This is a genomic window from Streptomyces sp. NPDC047880 (assembly GCF_040706515.1).
Taxonomy (GTDB): domain Bacteria; phylum Actinomycetota; class Actinomycetes; order Streptomycetales; family Streptomycetaceae; genus Streptomyces.
The window spans coordinates 82,218-104,095 of the sequence record NZ_JBEZOK010000005.1; the positions used below are offsets into that span (position 1 = coordinate 82,218).

General features: G+C 72.2%; 26 protein-coding genes and 2 pseudogenes. 16 read left to right on the forward strand and 12 right to left on the reverse strand.

The window, feature by feature from the left end; genetic code table 11:
• Nucleotides 1-11 precede the first annotated feature (11 nt).
• Nucleotides 12-627: pseudogene (locus AB0937_RS10080) on the forward strand (RraA family protein); the annotation flags it as partial.
• A gap of 30 nt (nt 628-657) precedes the next feature.
• Here AB0937_RS10080 and AB0937_RS10085 read toward each other — a convergent pair.
• Genes AB0937_RS10085 through AB0937_RS10095 form a run of 3 tightly spaced genes read right to left on the reverse strand, consistent with a single transcriptional unit; the run spans nt 658 to nt 3,020 of the window.
• Nucleotides 658-1,836: a GDSL-type esterase/lipase family protein gene (locus AB0937_RS10085; protein ID WP_366710767.1), complete on the reverse strand. Its 1,179-nt coding sequence runs from the start codon at nt 1,834-1,836 to the stop codon at nt 658-660.
• A gap of 5 nt (nt 1,837-1,841) precedes the next feature.
• The gene (locus tag AB0937_RS10090) at nt 1,842-2,429 is read right to left on the reverse strand and encodes a WHG domain-containing protein (protein ID WP_366710768.1); all 588 of its coding nucleotides are present in this window, start codon (nt 2,427-2,429) and stop codon (nt 1,842-1,844) included.
• A gap of 48 nt (nt 2,430-2,477) precedes the next feature.
• Nucleotides 2,478-3,020: a DUF2269 domain-containing protein gene (locus tag AB0937_RS10095; protein ID WP_366710769.1), complete on the reverse strand. Its 543-nt coding sequence runs from the start codon at nt 3,018-3,020 to the stop codon at nt 2,478-2,480.
• 109 nt (nt 3,021-3,129) lie between these two features.
• Between AB0937_RS10095 and AB0937_RS10100 the strand changes: the two genes are divergently transcribed.
• The 5 genes from AB0937_RS10100 to AB0937_RS10120 all read left to right on the forward strand — a co-directional run bounded on the left by AB0937_RS10100 (nt 3,130) and on the right by AB0937_RS10120 (nt 6,746).
• The gene (locus tag AB0937_RS10100; protein ID WP_366711091.1) at nt 3,130-3,888 is read left to right on the forward strand and encodes a class I SAM-dependent methyltransferase; all 759 of its coding nucleotides are present in this window, start codon (nt 3,130-3,132) and stop codon (nt 3,886-3,888) included.
• A 96-nt stretch (nt 3,889-3,984) separates the two neighbouring features.
• Nucleotides 3,985-4,818, forward strand: coding sequence for a GNAT family N-acetyltransferase (locus AB0937_RS10105; protein ID WP_366710770.1), 834 nt, complete (start codon nt 3,985-3,987; stop codon nt 4,816-4,818).
• A gap of 119 nt (nt 4,819-4,937) precedes the next feature.
• Nucleotides 4,938-5,552, forward strand: coding sequence for a helix-turn-helix transcriptional regulator (locus tag AB0937_RS10110; RefSeq protein ID WP_366710771.1), 615 nt, complete (start codon nt 4,938-4,940; stop codon nt 5,550-5,552).
• 88 nt (nt 5,553-5,640) lie between these two features.
• Entirely contained in the window at nt 5,641-6,306 is a 666-nt protein-coding gene (locus AB0937_RS10115) for a hypothetical protein (protein WP_366710772.1), read from the forward strand.
• Between the two features lie 107 nt (nt 6,307-6,413).
• Nucleotides 6,414-6,746 (forward strand): DUF2516 family protein, encoded by a 333-nt coding sequence (locus AB0937_RS10120; protein WP_351636152.1) that lies wholly within the window; start codon nt 6,414-6,416, stop codon nt 6,744-6,746.
• Nucleotides 6,747-6,851: 105 nt separating this feature from the next.
• On the opposite strand, the gene AB0937_RS10125 is transcribed toward AB0937_RS10120, so the two are convergent.
• The 4 genes from AB0937_RS10125 to AB0937_RS10140 all read right to left on the reverse strand — a co-directional run bounded on the left by AB0937_RS10125 (nt 6,852) and on the right by AB0937_RS10140 (nt 10,668).
• Nucleotides 6,852-8,198 (reverse strand): SpoIIE family protein phosphatase, encoded by a 1,347-nt coding sequence (locus tag AB0937_RS10125; RefSeq protein ID WP_366710774.1) that lies wholly within the window; start codon nt 8,196-8,198, stop codon nt 6,852-6,854.
• A 197-nt stretch (nt 8,199-8,395) separates the two neighbouring features.
• Nucleotides 8,396-8,536 carry a hypothetical protein gene (locus AB0937_RS10130; RefSeq protein WP_366710775.1) on the reverse strand — a complete coding sequence of 47 codons (141 nt, stop codon included), beginning with the start codon at nt 8,534-8,536 and terminating at the stop codon, nt 8,396-8,398.
• A gap of 34 nt (nt 8,537-8,570) precedes the next feature.
• The gene (locus AB0937_RS10135; RefSeq protein WP_366710777.1) at nt 8,571-9,653 is read right to left on the reverse strand and encodes an NlpC/P60 family protein; all 1,083 of its coding nucleotides are present in this window, start codon (nt 9,651-9,653) and stop codon (nt 8,571-8,573) included.
• Between the two features lie 196 nt (nt 9,654-9,849).
• On the reverse strand, nt 9,850-10,668 hold the full coding sequence (locus AB0937_RS10140; protein WP_366710779.1) for a class I SAM-dependent methyltransferase: 819 nt from the start codon (nt 10,666-10,668) through the stop codon (nt 9,850-9,852).
• A gap of 300 nt (nt 10,669-10,968) precedes the next feature.
• Here AB0937_RS10140 and mshA point away from each other — a divergent pair, with 300 nt between their 5' ends.
• Together mshA and AB0937_RS10150 are read left to right on the forward strand one after the other, a co-directional pair.
• Nucleotides 10,969-12,306 carry a D-inositol-3-phosphate glycosyltransferase gene (gene mshA / locus AB0937_RS10145; protein ID WP_366710781.1) on the forward strand — a complete coding sequence of 446 codons (1,338 nt, stop codon included), beginning with the start codon at nt 10,969-10,971 and terminating at the stop codon, nt 12,304-12,306.
• On the forward strand, nt 12,299-12,808 hold the full coding sequence (locus AB0937_RS10150) for a YbjN domain-containing protein (RefSeq protein WP_366710782.1): 510 nt from the start codon (nt 12,299-12,301) through the stop codon (nt 12,806-12,808). Before mshA ends, AB0937_RS10150 begins: the two co-directional genes overlap by 8 nt.
• Before the next feature lie 48 nt (nt 12,809-12,856).
• Here AB0937_RS10150 and AB0937_RS10155 read toward each other — a convergent pair whose 3' ends face one another.
• Nucleotides 12,857-13,651, reverse strand: coding sequence for an AraC family transcriptional regulator (locus AB0937_RS10155; protein WP_366710783.1), 795 nt, complete (start codon nt 13,649-13,651; stop codon nt 12,857-12,859).
• Nucleotides 13,652-13,700: 49 nt separating this feature from the next.
• On the opposite strand from AB0937_RS10155, the gene AB0937_RS10160 reads away from it, so the two are divergent.
• Nucleotides 13,701-14,126, forward strand: a complete 426-nt coding sequence (locus tag AB0937_RS10160; protein ID WP_366710785.1) for a DUF2000 domain-containing protein — start codon at nt 13,701-13,703, stop codon at nt 14,124-14,126.
• Between the two features lie 110 nt (nt 14,127-14,236).
• On the forward strand, nt 14,237-14,941 hold the full coding sequence (locus AB0937_RS10165; RefSeq protein WP_366710786.1) for a hypothetical protein: 705 nt from the start codon (nt 14,237-14,239) through the stop codon (nt 14,939-14,941).
• Nucleotides 14,942-14,982: 41 nt separating this feature from the next.
• On the opposite strand, the gene AB0937_RS10170 is transcribed toward AB0937_RS10165, so the two are convergent.
• Nucleotides 14,983-15,417: a nuclear transport factor 2 family protein gene (locus AB0937_RS10170; protein ID WP_366710788.1), complete on the reverse strand. Its 435-nt coding sequence runs from the start codon at nt 15,415-15,417 to the stop codon at nt 14,983-14,985.
• Nucleotides 15,418-15,543: 126 nt separating this feature from the next.
• On the opposite strand from AB0937_RS10170, the gene AB0937_RS10175 reads away from it, so the two are divergent.
• Both AB0937_RS10175 and AB0937_RS10180 read left to right on the forward strand, forming a co-directional pair.
• Nucleotides 15,544-15,879, forward strand: a complete 336-nt coding sequence (locus AB0937_RS10175; protein ID WP_366710789.1) for a DUF6233 domain-containing protein — start codon at nt 15,544-15,546, stop codon at nt 15,877-15,879.
• Nucleotides 15,880-16,252: 373 nt separating this feature from the next.
• Nucleotides 16,253-16,714, forward strand: a complete 462-nt coding sequence (locus AB0937_RS10180) for a GNAT family N-acetyltransferase (RefSeq protein WP_366711093.1) — start codon at nt 16,253-16,255, stop codon at nt 16,712-16,714.
• 13 nt (nt 16,715-16,727) lie between these two features.
• Here AB0937_RS10180 and AB0937_RS10185 read toward each other — a convergent pair whose 3' ends face one another.
• The gene (locus AB0937_RS10185) at nt 16,728-17,996 is read right to left on the reverse strand and encodes an MFS transporter (RefSeq protein WP_366710790.1); all 1,269 of its coding nucleotides are present in this window, start codon (nt 17,994-17,996) and stop codon (nt 16,728-16,730) included.
• Between the two features lie 170 nt (nt 17,997-18,166).
• Between AB0937_RS10185 and AB0937_RS10190 the strand changes: the two genes are divergently transcribed.
• Both AB0937_RS10190 and AB0937_RS10195 read left to right on the forward strand, forming a co-directional pair.
• Nucleotides 18,167-18,928 (forward strand): phosphoglyceromutase, encoded by a 762-nt coding sequence (locus AB0937_RS10190; protein WP_366710791.1) that lies wholly within the window; start codon nt 18,167-18,169, stop codon nt 18,926-18,928.
• A gap of 234 nt (nt 18,929-19,162) precedes the next feature.
• Nucleotides 19,163-19,489 (forward strand): GYD domain-containing protein, encoded by a 327-nt coding sequence (locus AB0937_RS10195; protein WP_366711094.1) that lies wholly within the window; start codon nt 19,163-19,165, stop codon nt 19,487-19,489.
• Nucleotides 19,490-19,558: 69 nt separating this feature from the next.
• On the opposite strand, the gene AB0937_RS10200 is transcribed toward AB0937_RS10195, so the two are convergent.
• Nucleotides 19,559-19,768, reverse strand: a complete 210-nt coding sequence (locus tag AB0937_RS10200; protein WP_366710792.1) for a hypothetical protein — start codon at nt 19,766-19,768, stop codon at nt 19,559-19,561.
• Between the two features lie 86 nt (nt 19,769-19,854).
• Nucleotides 19,855-20,700 (reverse strand): hypothetical protein, encoded by an 846-nt coding sequence (locus tag AB0937_RS10205; RefSeq protein WP_366710793.1) that lies wholly within the window; start codon nt 20,698-20,700, stop codon nt 19,855-19,857.
• A 416-nt stretch (nt 20,701-21,116) separates the two neighbouring features.
• Between AB0937_RS10205 and AB0937_RS10210 the strand changes: the two genes are divergently transcribed.
• Nucleotides 21,117-21,659 (forward strand): DinB family protein, encoded by a 543-nt coding sequence (locus tag AB0937_RS10210; RefSeq protein ID WP_366710795.1) that lies wholly within the window; start codon nt 21,117-21,119, stop codon nt 21,657-21,659.
• A gap of 73 nt (nt 21,660-21,732) precedes the next feature.
• Nucleotides 21,733-21,873, forward strand: a pseudogene (locus tag AB0937_RS10215) (RNA polymerase subunit sigma-24); the annotation flags it as partial.
• Nucleotides 21,874-21,878: the final 5 nt, after the last annotated feature.

Consider the following 21,878-nt stretch of genomic DNA (forward strand, 5'->3'; position numbering starts at 1 on the left):
GGGTCCGTGTCATGACCGACGTCGACGCGTTCACGGACCTGCCCACGACCACCCTGGCCGATCTGCTGGGCCGCGAGCAGGTCATGGACATCGGGATCCGGCCCCTGTGGGGACCCGTCCCGCGGGTGGCCGGACCGGCCTTCACCGTCAACTGCCCTCCCGGCGACAACGATGCTGCACGCCGCGATCCACCGGGCCGGCCCCGGCTCGGTCGTCGTCGTGCAGTCCGGCGACCTGGACCACGCCCTGGCCGGCGGCAGGGTGTGCGCCGTTGCGCAGCGCCGGGGCATCGCCGCGTTCGTCGCCGACGGGCTGATCCGCGACCTCGGTGAGGTCCGGGACCTGCGCTTCCCGGTGTTCGCACGCGGTGTCATCCCCATCCCGGGCACCAAGTCGGCCGCCCGGCCGCTGAACGAGCGGGTGCGCTGCGGCGGGGTCGCGGGCGACGCGGGCGACACGGTCGTCGCCGACGAGGAAGGCGTGGTGGTGGTCCCCGGGGCCCGCCGCGCGGAGGTCCTGGCCGCGGCCCGGGCCAAGCCGGCCAAGGAGGCCGACGAGACCCTGGACGCCTGGGAGCCGGCCCATCGCACGCGCATCGACGGGATCCTGGCGAACCAGGGCTTCGAGGACCGACCGGCCTGCCCCGCCGGCCGGTCGCTACGCCGCGGCGAAGGGCCCTCCGTTCGTGAAGGCCAGTTCGTGGAAGCGGTCGCCGATGTGGCGGTGGGTGGCCGCGTCCGGGTGGACGTGGTCGGGCAGGGGGTGGGCGGCGGCGTCCTTCTCGCCGTAGAGGTCGAGACCGTCCAGGTAGTGGAGGTTGGGGTCGTCGGCGGCGCGCTGTTCGACGATGCGCGACAGTTCCTCGCGGATGACGGTGAGGGTGAGTTTGCCCAGGGGCGTCTCCGCCGGGTCGCCCATGGCGGCGAAGACCAGGCGGCCCTTGCCGATCTCGTCGCGGTCCGGGGCGGTGGGGCCAGGTGTGTCCTCGTGGATGGCGCAGTGGACGGGGGAGACGAGCAGCAGCGGGGTGTCCGGGTGCCCGTCGCGGATCGTGTCGAGGAAGCCGTGCACGGCGGGACCGAACGCACGCAGCCGCATCGCGTCCTGGTTGACGATGTTGATGCCCATCTTGACGCTGATCAGGTCGGCCGGGGTGTCCCGCATGGCGCGCGCGGTGAACGGGTCGAGCATCGCGCTGCCACCGAAGCCGAGGTTGACCAGCTCCACACCGCCCCGCAGCGCGGCGATCGCGGGCCAGATGGCCGTGGGGCTCGCGGCGTCGGAGCCGTGGCTGATCGAGCTGCCGTGGTGCAGCCACACCCGGCGTCCCCGGTCCGGCGCGGGCGCCACGGGTGCGTCCGTGCGCAGGGCGACCAGCTCGGTGGTCTCGTTGTGCGGCAGCCAGATCTCGACGTCCTTGTCCCGTGCGGGCAGGCCCGTGAAGCGGACCGTGCCGACCGGGCCGGACGTGAGCTCGCCCTCCCAGGTGGCCAGGTCGACGGTCAGGACGTTGCCGTCGGTCCCGGCGGCCTGGCCGGCCGGGCGGCCGTCGACGAGCAGGTCGTACAGCCCGTCCGGGCGCGACGGGAAGCCGGTGTAGTCGCGCTTGGTGCGCAGCGTGTCCAGCTCGACGACGGTCGCGGCGGTGCGGAACGCCAGCCGTACGCCGGAGGGCTGCGCCTCGGCCATCGCCAGCTGCGGGTTGGTGTTCTGCGCGCGGGCCCGGGCGGGCAGACGGTGGGGGAGCAGGCCGTGCTCGGTGCGCTCCGCGTCGAGGGCGCCGCGCAGGAGGTCCGCCGTGAGGGGCGTGGTGATCCAGTCGTGCTCGGTGTGCATGGGTGTCAGCCTCGGGGATCGGTGGGGGCCGCGGGCCAGTTCCGCAGCAGCGTGTCGAGGGCGTCGAGGATCCGGGCCCAGGTCTCCTCGGTGTCCGGGGCGCTGTGGCTGAAACCACCGCCGAGCTCCAGGCTGACGTAGCCGTGGAAGACACTGCCGAGTAGCCGGACCGCGTGGGTCTGGTCCGGCTCCGTCAGGTCGTAGCCGCGCAGCAGGGCCCTGGTCATCTGCGCGTGCCGGACACCGGCGCTCGCGGCCGCGGTCTGCGGGTCGAGTCTCAGCTGGGCGGCGGCGTAGCGGCCGGGGTGTTCCCGGGCGTAGTCGCGGTACACGTTCGCCAGGGCGGACAGGGCGTCCTTGCCGGCCCGTCCGGCCAGGGCGTCTGCGGCCCGGTCGGCGAGTTCGGTGAGGGCGAGCAGGGCGATCCTCGTCTTAAGGTCCTGGGAGTTCCGCACGTGCGAGTACAGGCTCGCGACCTTGACGTCGAACCGCCGGGCGAGTGCCGAGACGGTGACCTGCTCGAAGCCGACCTCGTCGGCGAGCTCGGCGCCGGCCTCGGTCAGACGCTCGGGTGTCAGTCCCACGCGTGCCATGAGGGCTCTCCTTTCTGCCTGAAGAGAGTGTGCCCATACCTAAAGCTTTTAGGCAAATGGCTGTGTCCTTCTGTGGCCGCGTCGGGTCTTCCCCCAGGGCTTGAGGACGGAGATCACCGTCATGAAGACGTAGGCGGACAGCGACACGACCGGCCCGAACAGCACGTCACCGGCGTCCGGCAGCGGCCCGCCCGCGGCGACGGCCGTGACCGCGGAGTTCACGCCGGGGCGCAGGGCGAGGACCGTGGCGGTGGTGGTGGCGAGGGTCAGCCAGAACTTCGTGTACACCCACCGGTACCTGGCCAGGCCCCACTTCGTGCCCAGCGACAGCAGCAGGCCGCTGAGGAGCGTGAGGAACGCGACAGGCAGCAGGAGCCAGTCGGCGAAGAGCTTCATGGCCCGGACGGAGGCCTCCACGGTCGCGGCGGACCCGGTGGAGGCCGCGGTGGTGCCGAGCGCGAGCAGCCCGAGCGAGAGCCCCAGCCAGCAGGCGGAGGCGGTGACGTGCACGACGAGAGCGGCCCGGCGGGCGGACCGGCCCAGCCTCCGGGGCGGGCCCGGCTGCGGTTTCTGTCCCGTATCCCTGTCCATGCCCGGCACCCTGCCGGGCCGGGGCCGCGCGGTCGTCTCCCGGCGGGAGCAGTCCGGCGTACCGACGTCGGAGTACGGGCGTGTCACTGCCGTCGTCTGGCTTCGCGGCATGACCGAGCCGTCCCACCTCACCGCGATCCGCGAGTACTGCGACACCGTCGCCGCCGCCTACGTCCGACTCGTCCCGGAGCCCGCCGAGTTGGACCCGGTGTCCCGCGCGATGCTGGCCGCCTTCGCCGAACTCGCGTCCCCTCTCGGGCCGGTCGCCGACCTGGGCTGCGGTCCCGGCGAGGTGACGGCACACCTGGCCGCCCTGGGCGTACCGGTCCTCGGCGTGGACATGTCGCCGACGATGGTCGAACTGGCCCGGGCGGCGTACCCGGAGCTCCGCTTCACCGTCGGCTCGATGACCGCACTGGAGATCGGCAGCGGCGAACTCGGCGGCATCCTGGCGTACTTCTCCACCCACCACACCCCGCCGGAGTGGCTGCCGACCGTCTTCGCCGAGTTCCACCGCACCCTCGCGCCCGGGGGCCGGCTGATGCTGGCGGGCCACGTGGGCGACGGCGAGCACCTGAGCCCGACGCGGGCGTACGGCGACCATCCCGTGGTGACCGACGACAACGGCAGCTACCTCTCCCGTCTCGCCGACGACTTGGAAGCCGTCCAGCTCGCCACCGCCATCGACGTGCTCGGTCTCGCCCGCACGGTGCTGGATGACCCGAACTCGCCGTACGCAGAGGTCCGTTTCGCCGGAGTCCGTCTCGCCGAGTGCCTGACCGACGCGCTGCGGGTCGCCGAGTCCCGGGGGATGCGCGTGCCCGTGCCGGAGATCGAGGACACAGTCGAGGCGGGCGAGCCGCAGTAGGCCGCAGGGGACAGCCCGCTCGGCTACCCGGCGTACGCCCAGTGGCTCGAAGCCGTGCCGCAGAGCGGCCGTCACTTCCGTGATGGGATGCGCCACATGAGCGACTCGCTGCCTGCTCGTATCGAGCAGTACTACTCCACCGTGCCGTTGCTGTTCTCCGAAGCCGAAGAGTTCGGTCCCTTACGGCTTTTCGTGCGGAGGAAGCCAGGTGCCCCGTACTACGGCGGTCCCAGCCACGCCCAGCCCACCGCGGAGGGGGCGTCGGCGGTCACCGCCGCCGACATCGCCCGGGTGCGGGCACGGCAGCGCGAGCTCGGCGTGCCGGAGGCTTTCGAGTGGCTGGCCGAGGCGGCACCGATGCTGCGCTCCTGTGTCGAGGCCGTCGGCCTGCCCGTGGCGGAACGCCCGCTGATGGTGCTGGATCCGCACCACCGACTCCCCTCGCAGCCGTTGCCGGAGGGAGTGACGCTGCGCGTGCTGACGGCCGATGACCCCGCGTTGGCCGCAGTCCTCGCCCTTCCCCGCCTGGCCTTCGCCAAGGAGGGCCCGGCAGGTCGCAAGGAGCTGTCGGCGGTGGCCGGGGAACTCATGCGGGACGGCACGGTGGCAACGGTCCGCCCCACCCTCCGGGCCGGGCACAAAACGCTCATCGCCGCCTTCGCCCCGGACGGCACCCCACTGGCCGCCGGCCACTACCACCCGGCGAACGCCACCACCGAGATCGGCGGCATAGGCACCCTTCCCATCGCCCGCCGCCAGGGCCTCGCCGCCGCCGTGACGACGGCCCTGGCCGGTCACGCGCGTGACCACGGAGTGACCACCGTCTTCCTCGCCTACGCGGAGGACGCCGTCGCTCGCATGTACGCGCGCCTGGGCTTTCGCCCTGCGGGCAGCACTCTTCTGATCGCCAACCAACCCGCGCGCTCATAGCCCCGTTCTCACCGACCCGGACGCGCTGACGCACTCCCGCTTCGAGGCGTCCGGGTGGCGCGGCGCACTTTTGCAAGCGGGTGCTTGCAATAGTTAGCGGGGTGCTGCACTGTGGAGGCATGGCATCGCTCAACGTCGGCAATCTCGGTGACTATCTGCGCGAGCAGCGGCGCACTGCGCAGCTGTCGTTGCGGCAGCTCGCCGACGCCGCCGGGGTGTCCAATCCGTATCTGAGCCAGATCGAGCGCGGGCTGCGCAAGCCGAGCGCGGAGGTGCTGCAGCAGGTCGCCAAGGCGCTGCGGATCTCCGCCGAGACGCTGTACGTCCGGGCCGGCATCCTCGACGCCGAGCGAGACCGGGACGAGGTGGAGACGCGTGCCGTCATCCTCGCCGACCCGACGCTGAACGAGCGGCAGAAGCAGGTGCTGCTGCAGATCTACGAGTCCTTCCGCAAGGAGAACGGATTCGGGGACGGCGGCGACGCGAACGGCTCGGACGGCGCGGGCGTCGTCGGTGTCGTCACGGCCGACGGTGCGGTGAGCGTCGACGGGGACGCTCCCGGCACCGCGATACCCCCGACCGGCCCGGCCGACGGCGGTCAGCCCGCACGGCGCCGTAGCCGTAAGACCGCCGGCAAGAGCGACAGCACGAACGACGGCGGTACGACCGCCACCCGCCGCACCCGCAAGGGCAGCGGCCGCAGTGACACCGATCCGCAGCAGACGGCCGGCTGAGCCGGACCAGGGCACGGGCCGCCCGCCGCGGATCACACAACCCTCAGCCGAACCCTCGAGCGAAACAGAATCCGGGAGGACCATCACCATGGCCATCACCGACGACCTGCGCAAGACCTTCAGCGACCCGACGCCGCTCTACTTCGCCGCAGGCACCGCCGACCTCGCCCTTCAGCAGGCCAAGAAGGTGCCGGCCCTGGTGGAGCAGCTGCGCTCCGAGGCCCCCGCGCGGTTCGAGGCCGTACGCAACACCGACACCAAGGCCGTCCAGGAGAAGGCGTCCGCCCGGGCCAAGGAGGCCTCCGCCCGCGTCAAGGAGACGCAGGAGACCCTCCAGACCAAGGTCACGGAGTTCATCGGCTCCATCGACGTCGACATCAAGAAGCTCGGCAGCACGATCGACGCGGACCTGAAGAAGATCGGCGAGAGCGCCCAGGACTTCGCACTGCGCGGCGTCGGCGTGGCCGCCGAGTACGCCGTCAAGGCCCGTGAGACCTACGAGAAGGTCGCCGAGCACGGCGAGCAGGCCGTGCGGACCTGGCGCGGCGAGGCCGCCGACAGCATCGAGGACGTCGCCGAGGGCGTCGAGGAGCTGGCCGTGGCCGTCGAGCCGAAGCCGAAGCCGCAGCCGGTCGAGGTCACGGAGGAGCCGGCCAAGCCCGCCGCCGCCCAGGCGAAGAAGGCCCCGGCCGCCAAGAAGGCCCCGGTGCGCAAGCCCGCCACCGCCAAGAAGACCACCCCGCCCGCGAAGTAGGACGGCGGAGCGGCCACACGGGCCGGGCACCCTGGGGGTGTCCGGCCCGTTGTACGGGTACGGTGACCGCGTAGGACGAGCCGAGTCAGGTGGTGGACGTTGTGCTGATGCAGGGCTTCGCAGGGTTTATGTGGCTTCTGAGCATGGCCCTGATCGTTTTCAGCGGTTTCGCGCTGCTCGACGCTGCCGTGCGCCGGGAGGACGCCTACCGCGCGGCCGACAAGAAGACCAAGCCCTTCTGGCTGATCATCCTCGGGATCGCCTTCGTGGTGAACCTGCTCTTCCCGATCCTGTCGTTCCTGCCGATCATCGGCCTCATCGCGACGATCGTGTACATGGTCGACGTACGTCCCGCGATCCGGGCGCTCCCGGGCGGCGGCCGCAGCCGGCGCGGCTCCAGCAGCGACGGCCCCTACGGCCCCTGGAACGGCGGCCGGTAAGGGCCCTCGGAACCCTTGAAGCCCTTCGCCACGGGTAAGGCCCCCTGCAACAGGTAAGGGCCCAGGGAACAGCGGAGCCGAGGGCCGGAGCAGCAGAGCCCGGGGCTACGGCACCCGGTCCAGCAGCAGCACCGCCACGTCGTCCGTCAGCTCGCCGCCGTTGAGGTCACGCACCTCGTTCACCGCCGCCCGCAGCAGCTGCTCGCCCCGCAGGCCCTCGGCGAACTGGCGGCGGATCATCTCCGTCATGCCGTCCTGACCGAGCCGCTCCCGGCCCTGGCCGATGTGGCCCTCGATCAGGCCGTCGGTGTAGAGCATCAGGCTCCACTCGGCGCCCAGCTCCACCTGCATCCGCGGCCAGCGGGCGCCGGGCAGCAGCCCGAGGGCCGGGCCGTTGTTGTCGTAGGGCAGCAGGCGGGCCGGCTTGCCCGGGCGGGCCAGCAGCGGCGACGGGTGACCCGCCAGGCACAGCCCGGCCCGGCGGCCGTCCGGCGCGATGTCCACCGTGCACAGGGTCGCGAAGATCTCGTCGTCGGCCCGCTCGTGCTCCAGCACCTGCTGGAGGGTGCCCAGCAGCTGGTCGCCGCACAGGCCCGCCAGGGTCAGCGCCCGCCACGCGATCCGCAGCTCCACACCGAGCGCGGCCTCGTCCGGGCCGTGCCCGCAGACGTCGCCGATCATGGCGTGCACCGTGCCGTCCGGCGTGCGCACCACGTCGTAGAAGTCGCCGCCGAGCAGCGCGCGCGAGCGGCCCGGGCGGTACCGGGCGGCGAACCGCAGCGACGAGCCCTCCAGCAGCGGCGTCGGCAGCAGACCGCGCTCCAGGCGGCGGTTCTCCTGCGCGCGCAGCCGGCCCTCGGCGAGCCGGCGCTCCGCCGACTCGGACCGCTTGCGCTCCACCGCGTAGCGGATCGCGCGGCTCAGCAGCCTGCCGTCCAGCTCGTCGCGGAAGAGGTAGTCCTGGGCGCCCACCCGCACCGCCTCGGCGCCGCGCTCGGCGTCACCGGACGCGGTCAGCGCCAGGACGGCGTGCCGGGGCGCGAGCTCCAGCACGTGCTTGAGCACGGCGAGCTCGTCCGCCGAGTCGCTGTGGCCCGGCGCGGGCAGCGCCAGGTCCAGCAGGATGCAGTGGACGTCGTCGGTCAGCAGCCGGCCGGCCTCCGTCAGGTTGCGGGCCGTGCGGACGCGGATCGGCTTGCCTGCCTGGTCGAGCATGTCCGGCACGATCGGCGAACCGGCCGGGTCGTCCTCGATCAGCAGCAGCGTCAGGTTGGTGTGGGCGGTGTTGTTCTCCACCTTGTCCGTGGTGTTCCCGGCGGTGTCCGGCGTGCGGGTCGCGGGCGAGACGTCCTTCGCGGACTCCTCGGCCGAGCCGCCGCGCGGGGACGCGGCCTGCGCCTGACCACTCTCCGCGGCCGGGATCGCTCTCTGCCGCGGTATGGGTACGGGCATCGTCTTGGGTTCCTTCCCTCCCCCCGAGGGCACGGTGGGGCGAGGGACCTCGACCCACCGAGCGGGACCATAGCGGGTGTCGGCGCCGCATTGGAATGGTGTGAGCCACGCCGCTGCGCCACCGGCCAGCGTCATATGCCGCGATATGCACCTCAGTTGGACAGCTCGGAGATGCTGCGGGGATGACGAACGTCACGTCAGCGCACGCACCCCTTGTGGTGGGGCGTGCGGTGGGTCACGTGGGCCAGGTCACCGAGGGCGTCCGCTATCCGGTGTGCCCGCTCCGGCCCGTGCTCGGTCACGTCGGGGCCGTGGTCCGGCCCGGCGTCCGCGCTCACTGGCATCGGAGTCGGTGCCGGCGTGCGTCCGCGCTCAGTCGGCGTCGGCGCCCGCGTCCGGCCGTACCACCCCGAGGATGGGCATCGTCCCGGCCCCCGCGATCGTCACCGTCCGCCCGGGGCGCGGCGCGTGCACGATCGATCCGTCGCCGATGTACATGGCGACATGGCTGGCGTCGCCGAAGTAGATGACGAGGTCGCCGGGACGCATGTCCTGGATGTCGATGTGCCGCAGCCGCTTCCACTGCTCCTGCGAGGTGCGGGGTATGCCGCGCCCGGCGGACATCCAGGCCTGTGACGTCAGCCCCGAGCAGTCGTAGGTCCGCGGCCCCTCGGCGCCCCACTGGTACGGCTTGCCGATCTGGGCCGTGGCGTACTTCACGGCCTTCTTGCCCTGCGCGGAGGCCTTGCCGTCGATCTCTTCGAGGATGCCGGAGTCGAGCCAGGCGGTCTGCGCCTTGTCCGCCGCTTCCTTCTCCAGCTCGGCGAGGCGCTCCTGCTCCTCCTTCTGCAACTCGGACTCGAGCTTCTCCGCCTGCTCGATCTGCTTCTCGATCTTCTTCTGTGCGGCGGCCTTGGCCTTGCGGCCCGCCTCCAGCTTCTTCAGCTGCGCGGAGGCGTCCTTGGCGTACTGCTCCAAGTCCTCCTGGGTGCGGGTCAGTTCGCCGAGGAGGCCCTTGGTCGCGTGGTGGCCCTCGCGGACCCGGCCCGCGCCGTCGAGGAAGTCCTGCGGGTCGTCGCTCAGCACCAGGTGGGCCTCGGGCGGCAGTCCGCCCCCGCGGTACTGGGCGGCGGCCGCGGCGCCCGCGCGGTCCTTGAGTCTCCTGAGCTTCTCCTGGCCCTTGACGATCTTCTTGGCCAGGGCGACGACCTCGGCGGACTGCTTGTCCGCCTTCTCGTCGGCGGCGTTGTACTCGTCGGTGGCGCGCCCGGCGGCGCGGTAGAGCTTGTCGAGCTTCTTGCGGACGGCCTCGAGGTCCTTGGCGGGTGCGAGCGCCGCGCTCGGGGTCGGGGAGGGGGTGGGGTTCGCGAACGCCGTGCCCGGTGCCGCCAGCACCGTGACCGCGCAGACCACGGCCACCGCCGTCGCGATCAGGCCACGCTTGCCCGTTCCCATACCTCGCCCCCAAACTGATTAACCGTCAGTAACTTACGGCTCGCCTGGGGATGCTGCCATGTCGGCCCGGAAAGCGACAGGGGTAGTACTTCCCGCAGCTCCCACGCCGGTATGCCCCCCGGTAGGCGATCTCCCGGTCTGTGTGACGAACGACTCAAAGAGATCGTTCCAACGGCCCCTGTCCGAACGGGAGGAATCAGGCGCCCGGGGCCAAAGCCGCCCAGTGCACCGTCACTTCGCCCTGTCGCCATCGTGCGGGCCCGTCCACCACCGGCCAGTCGGCCGCCAGGTCCCCTGCCGCGCGGATCCAGCGCTGCCGGGCGCCGTAGGAGGCGTAGGGGGCGGCGGCCGCCCAGGCGCGGTCGAAGTCGCGCAGGAAGGAGTGCACCGGCTCGCCCGGGACGTTGCGGTGGATGAGTGCCTTCGGCAGGCGTTCCGCCAGGTCGGAGGGGCGCTCCAGGGAGCCCAGCCGGGTGGCGAAGGTGACCGTGCGCGGTCCCTCCGGGCCGAGCGCGACCCACACGTGCCGGCGTCCGATCTCGTCGCAGGTTCCCTCGACCAGCAGCCCGCCGCGCGACCCGGCCGCCGGGTCGGCCGGTGCGAGCCGTGCGCACAGGCGCTGCCACACGGCCGCGACCTCGCCCTCCTCGTACTGGCGCAGCACGTTGGCGGCACGGACGAGCAGGGGCCGCTGCGGGATCGGGATCTCGAAGCCGCCGTGCCGGAAGGCGAGCCCCGGCCGCTCGTAGGGCAGGGCCGCCGCGACCCGGGCCGGTTCGATCTCGACGCCCACCACGCGCGTGCGGGGAGCGGCCGTGCGCAGGCGCTGCAGCAGCTCGACGGCCGTCCAGGGGGCCGCGCCGTACCCGAGGTCGACCGCCACCGGGTCGGCGGCGCGGCGCAGCTCGGCGCCGTGCGTGGCCGCGATCCAGCGGTCCATGCGGCGCAGCCGGTTGGGGTTGGTCGTCCCGCGCGTCACCGTGCCCAGGGGGCGGGTCGCTGCGCGGGATGTCATGCCTACGAGGTTAAGCGGCTTCCGGCGCCCGTCGGGGCCGAGGTGCCGCCGCCGGTGCGTGGGATGCCCGTAGTGCAGGGCGGTGAGGGCATCGGGTCGGGCCGGTCCTGCTCCGACGAGTCCCTCGGGCGAAGGCGTGGTGGGCAGGGCAAGGCCATCCTCGAACGGTTGAGCGATACGTGGTAATGATTCGGTAAAACTCCCGAATCGGGAAATGGAGCACCCCCCTCCGGTGTTGCACCCCGTCGGAGGGCACCGTGCGCCCTGCGAAGGCATGCCCGGAGCGAGGAGGAACGCCACGTGAGCCAGTACATCGGCAGGCTCGGCAGGCGCTCCGCGTCGTCGCCGGCGCGCCTGCGGCTGCACCGCAGGCCCCGCCGCGTCGCCATGCTCTCCGTGCACACCTCGCCGCTCCACCAGCCCGGCACCGGCGACGCGGGCGGCATGAACGTCTACATCGTGGAGCTGGCCCAGCGCCTCGCCGCGCACGGCGTGGAGGTCGAGATCTTCACGCGCGCGACCGCCGCCGCGCTCCCGCCGACCGTCGAACTGGCACCCGGCGTCCTCGTCCGGCACGTCGACGCCGGCCCCTACGAGGGCCTCAACAAGGAGGACCTCCCCGCCCAGCTGTGCGCCTTCACCCACGGTGTGATGCAGGCCTGGGCCCATCACCGCCCCGGCCACTACGACCTGGTCCACTCCCACTACTGGCTCTCCGGCCACGTCGGCTGGCTCGCCGCCCAGCGCTGGGGCGTCCCCCTGGTGCACGCCATGCACACCATGGCCAAGGTCAAGAACGCCAACCTGGCCGACGGCGACACCCCCGAACCGGCCGCCCGCGTCATCGGCGAGACCCAGATCGTCGCCGCCGCCGACCGCCTCATCGCCAACACCACCGAGGAGGCCGACGAGCTGGTGCGGCACTACACGGCCGAGCCCGACAAGGTCGCCGTCGTCCACCCCGGCGTGAACCTCAGCCGCTTCTCGCCCGCCGACGGCCGCGCCGCCGCCCGGGCCCGCCTCGGCCTGCCCCAGGACGCGCTGATCCCGCTCTTCGCCGGCCGCATCCAGCCCCTGAAGGCCCCGGACGTACTGCTGCGCGCCGTCGCCGTCCTCCTCGACCAACGCCCCGAACTGCGCTCGCGCATCCTCGTGCCCGTCGTCGGCGGCCCCTCCGGCAGCGGCCTCGCCAGGCCCGAGGGCCTGCAGAAGCTGGCCGCGCGTCTGGGCATCGCGGACGTCGTGCGGTTCCGCCCGCCGGTCGGCCAGGAACAACTGGCGGACTGGTTCCGCGCCGCCTCCGTGCTGGTCATGCCCTCCTACAGCGAGTCCTTCGGCCTGGTCGCCATAGAGGCGCAGGCGGCCGGTACCCCGGTGCTCGCGGCCTCGGTCGGCGGTCTGCCGGTCGCCGTGCGCGACGGGCACACCGGCTTCCTCGTCCGCGGCCACGACCCGGCCGACTACGCGCGCGTGCTGCGCGACTTCGCCGACGACCCGCAGCTCGCGCCCCGGCTGGGCGACCAGGCCGCCCGCCACGCCCAGTCCTTCGGCTGGGACACGGCGGCCGCCGCCACCGCGGACGTCTACACGGCCGCGATGCAGGCCCACCGGCGTCGCGTACGCTCGCTGCATGGGTGAAACCGATCAGGAACAGCGTGCGGCACAGGTCATCGAGGGAGTGCTCAAGGACGCCGACCTGGAGTGGGAGAGCCCCGAGCGCGGCACCTACGTCGCCCAGCTCCCGGGCACCCGCAAGCTGAAGACGACGATCTCCCTGATCGTCGGCCGCCACTCCCTGTCGCTGAACGCCTTCGTCATCCGCCACCCCGACGAGAACGAACAGGGCGTCCACCGCTGGCTCCTGGAACGCAACCTCAAGCTCTACGGGGTGAGTTACGCCGTCGACCAGCACGGTGACGTCTACGTCACCGGCCGCCTCTCCCTGTCCGCCGTCACCCCCGACGAGCTGGACCGTCTGCTCGGCCAGGTCCTGGAGGCCTCCGACGGCGCCTTCAACACCCTGCTGGAGCTGGGCTTCGCGTCGGCGATCCGCAAGGAGTACGAATGGCGGGTCTCCCGGGGGGAGTCGACCCGCAACCTGGACGCGTTCACCCACCTCACCCAGCGCCCCGAGCGCTGACGGGCCCGGTACGGCCCGGCAGCCGCACCCGGAGCGCGGCGACAGGCCCTAACCGGCCCGGTACCGCCCCGGCGGTACGCCCACCAGCCTGCGGAAGTGCCGGGTGAGGTGTGACTGGTCGTAGAAACCGGCCGCCACCGCCACCTCGCCCGGTGGATGCCCCTCCAGGAGCAGCCGCCGGGCGCGCCCCACGCGCAGGGACGTCAGGTACTGGTGCGGGGCGATGCCGTAGGCCGCGCTGAACGCCCGGACGAGATGGGCGGGATGGGCGCCGAGCAGCCCGGCGGCCTCGCGCAGGACGACGCCCTCGACGATCCGCTCGTCCAGCACCTCGCGCAGCCGCCGCGCGAGAACGGGATCGGCCGGCCGAGCGGCGGCGGGATCGCCCCGCAGGTGCCCGCGCAACCGCTCCCCGACGAACAACAGCCTGCTCTCGGCCTCCAGTTCCTCACCGGGCCGCCCCAGCGCGCCGTGCAACTGGCCCACCCGCCGGCGCAGCAGCGGATCGCGCAGATCGGGCCGGTCCACGGCCGCCCCGATGAACTCGTCCCCCAGGTACGTCCCGTCGAGGTACAGCACCCGCTTGCAAAAGCCCTCGGCGGTGACGGGGGAGCCGTTGTGCGGCACGTGCGGCGGCAGCAGCGTCACGGTGTCCTGCGGGGTGCCGTGCTCGTGCCGGTCGAGGTCGTACCGCACGGCCCCGGTGTCGACGATCAGCAGCGTCCAGGCGTCGTGGACGTGCATCGGATACGCGTACTCGGTGAACCGCGCGTGGAAGACCTCGACGACACCCTCGACGGCGGGCCGCCAGGCGGAGACGATCCGGGAGGACTCGGAGGCCATGCAAAGAACGTACAAGACCCCGGCGGCGGCCGGCGGGCACGCTCGGACCATGAACACCGAACCGATCCGCTTCGACACGAAGATCGCCGTACTGCTGCGCGCGGACCTGGAGCCCTGGCAGCGCCTCAACGTGACGTCGTTCCTGGTCAGCGGCCTCGGAACACAGGTCCCCGAGGTGATCGGCGAACCGTACGAGGACGCGGACGGCGTGCCCTACCTCCCCATGTTCCGCCAGCCGGTCATGGTCTTCGAGGCCACGAAGGAGACCCTGACCTCCGCCCACACCCGTGCCCTCTCCCGTGCCCTGCCCCGCGCGGTCTTCACCTCCGACCTCTTCGCCACGGGCAACGACCGCGACAACCGCGCCGCGGTACGAGCCGTGCCGACCGCGGACCTGGACCTCGTGGGGCTCGCCGTGTACGGCCCGAAGAACGCGGTGGACAAGGTGGTGAAGGGGGCGCGGATGCACCCCTGAACGGGGAGTCCGTGGGAGACCAAAGTCGCGGGCGCGTAGACCAACGGCTGACGACAGGGCGGGCGGCTGCTCAGGAGACTGGCCGTATGGAGGAAGCCAGGAACGTTCCCATGCGGAAGCGCCCGGAGCCACGGACGGCAGGGGCCACCGAACTCGCCGAACCGGCCTGGGCGGTCGTGCTCTTCTGCGTGGCCTGCGGTGCCGTGGCCGGCGCCCTGCTCCCGCTCCTCGCCCGCCTGCTGCTCGCCCTGCCGTGGGCCCCCCTCGAAGGCCCGGCCGAACTGCTGACCTCGGTCCCGGAACCCGCCCTCACCCTCGGTACGACCGGGGTGGGTGTGCTCGGCGGACTGCTGCTCGGCTTCACGGCGGTGCACGAGTCGCTGTCCGTCCGAGTCTGCGACACCCATGTGACCCTGGCCGTCCGGGGCGGCGTCCAGGAGTTCACCCGCGAGGAGGCCGCCGTGTTCTTCCGGGACGGCAAACAGCTCGTCCTGCTCGGCCCAGACACCCTCGAACGGGCGCGGGAGCGCAGCGGCCTGAACTGGCGCCGCCTCGCCGACACCCTCACCGCACACGGCTACACCTGGGTGGAGCAGGATCCGCACCACGCCGAGTTCCGCCGCTGGGTCCCCGGCGCCCCCGGGCTGCCCACGGGTGCGGACGCCCTGCTGCGGGCCCGTGCGCAGGCCCGCAAGGACGGGGACGGCGCCGAGGCCCGGGAGCTGCACGGGGAGCTGCTGCGGCTGGGGGTGGTCGTACGGGACGAGGACAGGCGGCAGTACGTCCGGGTCGTGCGGGGGGTGACCGGCGGATGACCTGAGGTGCCACGGCCCCGGCCCGGCCACGCGCCGGGGCGTCAAGGCGTACAGGCCTCGGCGATCGACACGCTGTTCTCGTACAGGTGGTGCCGGGTGATCCGCCCGCCCTCGACGGTGAGCCGCAGCGCGAAGGGTCCCGAGAAGGGCTTGCCGGTCGCCCGGACGGTTCCTGAGACGTGCCCCATGAGCACGGCGTCCGTCCCGTCGACGAGGAACGTGTGGACGGACGCGCGGGCGTCCTCGGGGACGGTGTGCCGGGCCAGCTCGTCGGCCTGCGCCGCGCACTCGGCGGCGGTGGACCGGGGCCGGATCCAGGGCACGACGGGGTTCTCGGCGAGCACCCAGTCGACGCTGTCGGCGAAGAGGGCCGCGAGCCCTTCGGTGTCACCGGCGAGCCGGAGCTCGAGGAACTTCCGCACGGTGGAGCGGGTGGCTTCGGCGGTGTCGGCGGGTGTCGTGTCGGCAGCCGTCATGGCACCCAGCCTGCCGGGGCGGGCCGGGGGACGTCGATTACCTCTCAGGTAGTCCGGCCTCCCCCCCGGGGCAGGGACGAAGGGCCGGGTGGGCCCGGGGGGTGACCTCCTCCTAGAATCGAACGTATGAACGATCCAGAGTCGCGGCTCGCGCTGCTCCGCTTCCTGGAGCGCGTGCAGGTGCGCGACCTGGCACGCACCCGCCGATGGATCGCGGACGAGGAACGCCGCCAGGCCGAACACCGGCGCGGCCTCCAGGCCCGGCCGCCCGCGCCGGACTGGCTGATCGAACGCGGCCTGTCCGGACGGGAGGCCGTGTACGTCCACGTCGGCGGTTGCTGGACCGCGGGCCGGCGCAGCAAGGGCGTCGACCGCGACCACGCCCGACGGGCCCTCGCCGAAGGGGTCAAGGCCTGCCCACAGTGCCGGCCGGACACGGAGCTCGGCTTCGTGGACGGGTAGGGCGGCGGTCGCCAGGGGAGAGGGTGTCGACAGCCCAGCGCTGGATCATGATTCCGGTATGCCTGCGAACAACTCCGCTGACCGGTCCGCTCACGGGTCCGCTGACCGGTCCGCTCACGGGTCCGCTGACCGGTCCGCTCACGGGTCCGCTGACCGGTCCGCTCACGGGTCCGCTGACCCGCCTGCTCACGGGTCCGCTGACCCGCCTGCTCATGAGTCCGCTCACGGGTCCGCTGACCGGCCTGCTCACGGGTCCGCTGACCCGCCTGCTCATGAGTCCGCTCACGGGTCCGCTCACCGGACCGCGGACGAGTCCCCCGGTGCACCGACCGTCACCCGGCTCTCCCGTTACACGAAGACGGAACAGGACGAGATCCTCGGCGCCGGCGACGACCCGTTCGGTGTGGCCGAAACCGGTCTGACCTGGCTGCCCAAGGAGGAACACTTCGGCGTCCGGCTCGATGGCCGGCTGGTGGCCCACGCCGGTCTGCTGCGGCTTCCGGTCGCGGTCGGGGAGGTGGAGACGGAGGTCATGGGCGTGGGCGGAGTGGCAGTGGCGCCCGGCGTACGGGGCAGGGGATTGGCCCGGCTCGTACTCGCGGCGGCCCTCGACCACGCTCGCACCCAGGGCCCCCGGCACGCGCTGCTGTTCTGCCGGCCACCCCTCGTGCCGCTGTACCGGCGTCTCGGATGGCAGCCGCTCGACACGGACGTACTCGTCGGACAACCCGGCTCTCGCGTGGTGACCATGCCGCTGCGCACGATGGTGACGCCCCTGCGCGACGACGCGCGCTGGCCCGCCGGGCCGGTGCGGCTGCGCTCACTGCCGATGTGACGGCAGTTCCGCCTCACCCCGCGCCGACCTCCGGCTGCGGCCGCACCCCCACCGACGGCTCGACCACCTTCTCCTCCCCGGGCATGCGCCGCATCAGCAGGGCGTACCCCGCCCCGGCCACCGTCCCCACCACCGCGCACAGCCCCCACAGCCACTCCGCCCCGAACCGGTCGATGACGAGCCCCGACAGCAGCGGGGCGACGAGGCCGGCCACCGACCAGGACATCGTGTACATGCCCTGGTAGCGCCCGCGTCCGTGCACCGGGGACAGCCGTACGACCAGGCTGGTCTGCGTCGGCGCGTTGACGATCTCGGCCAGCGTCCACACGCACACCGTGAGCGCGATGACCCCCAGGGACCCCGCGAAGGCGGTGAGGGCGAAGCCGTACCCGGCGAGGACGGACGAGACGACCAGCAGCCGGCGGGGATCGCGGTGTTCGATGAAGCGGGTGACCGGGATCTGGAGCACGACGATCAGCACACCGTTGACGGCGATGGCCATGCCGTACTCGGCCGGGGTGAAGCCGGCCTCGCCCATGGCCACCGGCAGCCCCACCGACCCCTGCTGGAAGATCAGCGCGATGAGGAAGGACAGCCCGACGACGCTCATGAACCGTCCGTCGCGCAGCACGGTGCGCAGGCTCACGGAGTCGTCGCGGGCGCCCGCCGGCACGACCCGCTCGGCCGGCTTGGACTCCGGCAGCCGCAGGAACACGAGGATCGCGCAGGCCATCGTCATCCCCGCCTCGATCAGGAATCCGGCGTGATAGCTGACCTCGGCGATGAAACCGGCGGCCATGGAGGAGACGGCGAAGCCGAGGTTGATGGCCCAGTAGTTGAGGGAGAAGGCGCGGATGCGGTCCTCGGGCCGGACGATGTCGGCCATCATGGCCTGCACGGCGGGCCGCGAGGCGTTGCTCGCCATGCCGACGAGGAAGGCGACGCCGGCGATCGCGACCGGATGGTGCACGAAGCCCAGCAACGCGACGAACACGGCGGTCGAGGACTGCGCGATCAGCAGGGTCGGCCGCCGGCCCACCCGGTCGGTCATCACCCCGCCGCCCAGCGAGGAGACCACCCCGCCGAGCCCGTGCAGGGCGGCGACCAGACCGGCGTACGAGGCGGAGTAGCCGCGGTCGAGGGTCAGGTACAGCGCCATGAACGTGGCCACGAAGGCGCCGAGCCGGTTGACGAGGGTGCTGGTCCACAGCCACCAGAACTCGCGGGGGAGACCGGAGACCGTCTCCCGGACGGCACGTCGGGCACGCAGGACGTACGGCATGGATCCCCCGGGGGCAGCATGGCGTGAGTGGCGGGTGTAAGTAGCGCTGAAGGCATGAGCACATTACGAGCCGTCGGTTGTCGGGGGCCACTCAATTAACAGATCCCGTCAAACGTCCGACTGTCGGGCAGCCACGCGAACGGGCGAAAGCGTGGATTACGCTCTGAGGCATGGCCGACGCACCGTACAAGCTGATCCTCCTCCGCCACGGCGAGAGCGAGTGGAACGCGAAGAACCTGTTCACCGGCTGGGTGGACGTGAACCTCAACGAGAAGGGCGAGAAGGAGGCAGTCCGCGGTGGCGAGCTCCTGAAGGACGCCGATCTTCTCCCCGACGTGGTCCACACGTCCCTCCAGAAGCGCGCGATCCGCACGGCCCAGCTGGCTCTGGAGGCCGCTGACCGCCACTGGATCCCCGTCCACCGCAGCTGGCGGCTCAACGAGCGCCACTACGGCGCCCTCCAGGGCAAGGACAAGGCCCAGACGCTCGCCGAGTTCGGCGAGGAGCAGTTCATGCTGTGGCGCCGGTCCTACGACACCCCGCCCCCGCCGCTGGACGTCGACGCCGAGTACTCCCAGTTCGCCGACCCGCGCTACGCGACCCTCCCGCCGGAGCTGCGGCCGCGCACGGAGTGCCTGAAGGACGTCGTCGTCCGCATGCTCCCGTACTGGTTCGACGCGATCGTCCCGGACCTCCTGACCGGCCGCACGGTCCTGGTCGCGGCCCACGGCAACTCGCTCCGCGCCCTGGTCAAGCACCTCGACGGCATCTCCGACGCGGACATCGCGGGCCTCAACATCCCCACGGGCATCCCGCTCTCCTACGAACTCGACGCCGACTTCAAGCCCCTGAACCCGGGCGGCACCTACCTCGACCCCGAGGCAGCGGCAGCGGCGATCGAGGCGGTCAAGAACCAGGGCAAGAAGAAGTAACCCGAGCTGAAGAAGCCCCCTACCCGCGGGTTCGCCGCTGGTAGGGGGCTTGTTGTTGTGCTTGGGCCGTGGCCGGTGAGGAGCAGCCGAGTGGTCACCGGCCCGAGGGGGGCGGAGCCGCTCACGGCGTGGCCATGGCGGTCGTCATCCCGGCCATTCGGGGGAGATGCGCGCGGCCTCGGGGCGTATCGCACCCTGCGGGGGCATCCCTTGCTGGGACGAAAGGGAGACATGATGCCGCTCTATCTGTCGAGGTTCAGCTACACGCCGGAGACTTGGGCGAGACTGATCGGCCACCCCGAGGACCGTGCGCAGGCCGCTCAGTCGTACATCGAGTCCGTCGGCGGCAAGCTGCACGGCTTCTGGTACGCGTTCGGCACCCGCGACGGCTACAACCTGTGGGAGGCCCCCGACAACGTCTCCATGGCCGCGGTCGCCCTGGCGATCAGCGGAGGCGGCGCGCTCAGCTCGTTCGAGACGACCGTTCTCCTGAGCATCGACGAAACCATGGATGCCCTGCGCAAAGCCGGGCAAGTCCAGTACCGGGCCCCCGGCGCGTAGCGGTCCCGGTGGCGCCGTGACCCCACCCCCCTGCCTCCCCGGCCCGGTGTGATCACGGCGTCGGAGCCCTCACGAGTAGAAGCCGGTCCAGTACTCGTCATGACCGCATGTGAAGTCGCCTGGACGCTCCGCCCTGAGTACCTCGTACCTGGCGGCGAAGGCCTCCAGAGCCTCATGGAGAGAACAGTCCAGATGCTCACGGAGGGCTTTGATGCCCCGGATGATCTGGTTGCTGAGGATCTGCTCATCGGCAATGTCGACTGCGGCGCCATCGGTCATGGCTCCGATCGAATCCGACAGGTGACGCTCCGGGCAACAGGGTTTGCTGTGCCGGGCGGCTGATGCCTGATCAGGGCGACCACGGTTCAAGGGCGTTCGCCGAACTGCAGGAGGCCGCCGACGGAGAAGCACGCGGCGCCCAGGAGGGTGCCCCAGTTGGCGATGTCCGCGCTGGCCGGGTCGGCCGTGGCGGGGCGGGTGTAGGCGGCGAGTGCGGAGACCATGAAGAGGACGGAGCCGAACTGGTTCACGGCGACGATCGACCAGCCGAGACTGCGCCAGCGCGCACACGGACGCCGGCCGTGGCAGATCTCGACGAAGGCGAGGTGGCCGGAGATCAGGAACAACAGGCAGCCGATCACGTCCGGCACCCAGATCAGCCGGTTGATCTGCTGGACGCTCAGCCCTTGGAGGAAGGAGTCCAGCAGGTTGACGCCGAACACCAGTGTGCCGGCGAACAGGACGAACGTGCTCAGCCAGTCCACCCGCGTCGGCTCGTAGCTCCACCAGCGCCAGCCGCTCGTGACCAGGCGGCCGGCGCCCCCGGGGACGTGCCGGGGCGCGTTGACGACCTGGAGCAGCGAGACGTAGCCGCCGGTGTTGAAGAACAGGCCGCCGGTGAAGTAGATCGAGGCGCAGGTGGTGGCGTCGCCCGAGCCGAACTGGGCGACACCGCCGCCGAACGCGAAGAGCGCGCCGCCGATGACGAAGGCGGTCGCGGCGATGGCGTTGAGCCTGCGCAGCCGGGCGAGCGCGAGATCGTCGGCCGTGGTGTGCCGCCCGGCCGGTGCCCCGGCCGGGCGGACCGCGATGATGCCGCGCCGCCTGGCGAGCCGTGACTCCCACACGGCGGTTCCGCCGCCGGGGGTGTGCCAGGTGAGCCGGGTGGTGAACGGTCCCGCGCCCTCGGCGCGCTGCTCGGTGGACGTCACGCGGGCGGGAAGGCGGCGGTGCGAGTCCGGTCAGTGTTCCGTCCGGAGTCGCTGCGTGCGTCGCTCATGGCATGTCCCGGGGTCACTGGGCGCTTGGGGCACGCGCTTCGGGCGCCCCTCGAACAGGCATCGACTCTGCCAGAGCGGATCGCGCATCGCGGTCATTTGGTGAGCGTTTCGTCCCCATCCGCGCCCCGTGCCATGCCGGAGCGGCCACGGCGGCGAACTCCTCGGAGGGAGAACGGCGAACTCCTCGGAGAGAGAACGCAGTACGAGAACGTCCCCGATATCCGGTGGCGGGCCGCCCCGCCCCCGGACACCATGCCCGCATGGTCTCGAGCGAACACACCGGCGCAGCAGTGACGTCAGCGGATACAAACACGACCCGGTGGACACGGGCGACCGTCCACCCCGACATGTGGGTCGACCCCGACGACGACCCCCGCGAGACGGGCGCCAGGCCCGTCGACGAACGCGGCATCCTCCTCGACCACCTGCGCGGCTACCGCCTCACCCTGGAGATGAAGTGCGCCGGCCTGGACGCCGGGCAGATGGCCCGGCGGTCCGTTCCGCCGTCCACGATGTCCCTGCTCGGACTGGTGCGGCACGTGACCGAGGAGGAGCGGCACGTCCGCCGGGTGATGACGGGCGAGGACACGCCGAAGCTGTACCGCACCGCCGAGGACCGGGACGGTGACTTCAACGGGGCGATCGCCGACCCGGCGGTCGTGGACGCCGCCTGGCGCCAATGGCGTACCGAGGTCGAACGCACCGACCGCTACCTGGCCGGCGTCACCGACCTCACCACCGGCAACGCCGGCCACTCCGACTTCGGCCCCGAGCCCGGCGGCCGGCTCCAGCTCCGCGACGTCCTGCTCGCGCTGATCGGGGAGTACGCCCGGCACTGCGGCCACGCCGACCTCCTGCGCGAACGGATCGACGGCCGCGTCGGGCAGTGAGCACCTCCGGCCGGGCCCTGCGAAGCGCCGCCCGCGAAACCGCCGGAGAAAACTTCCGCGGGGATGTCGAGAAGCCGTCCTCCACGAACGCGACGGCGACCCGGAGACGGCGGCCCGCCTGTACGCCGAGGCGGCCCTCAAGGCCCCCGACCTCGCCGAACGCGACTACCTGACCCGCCAGGCGGCCCGCCTCAACGCCGGCCGGCGCCGCTGACGGGC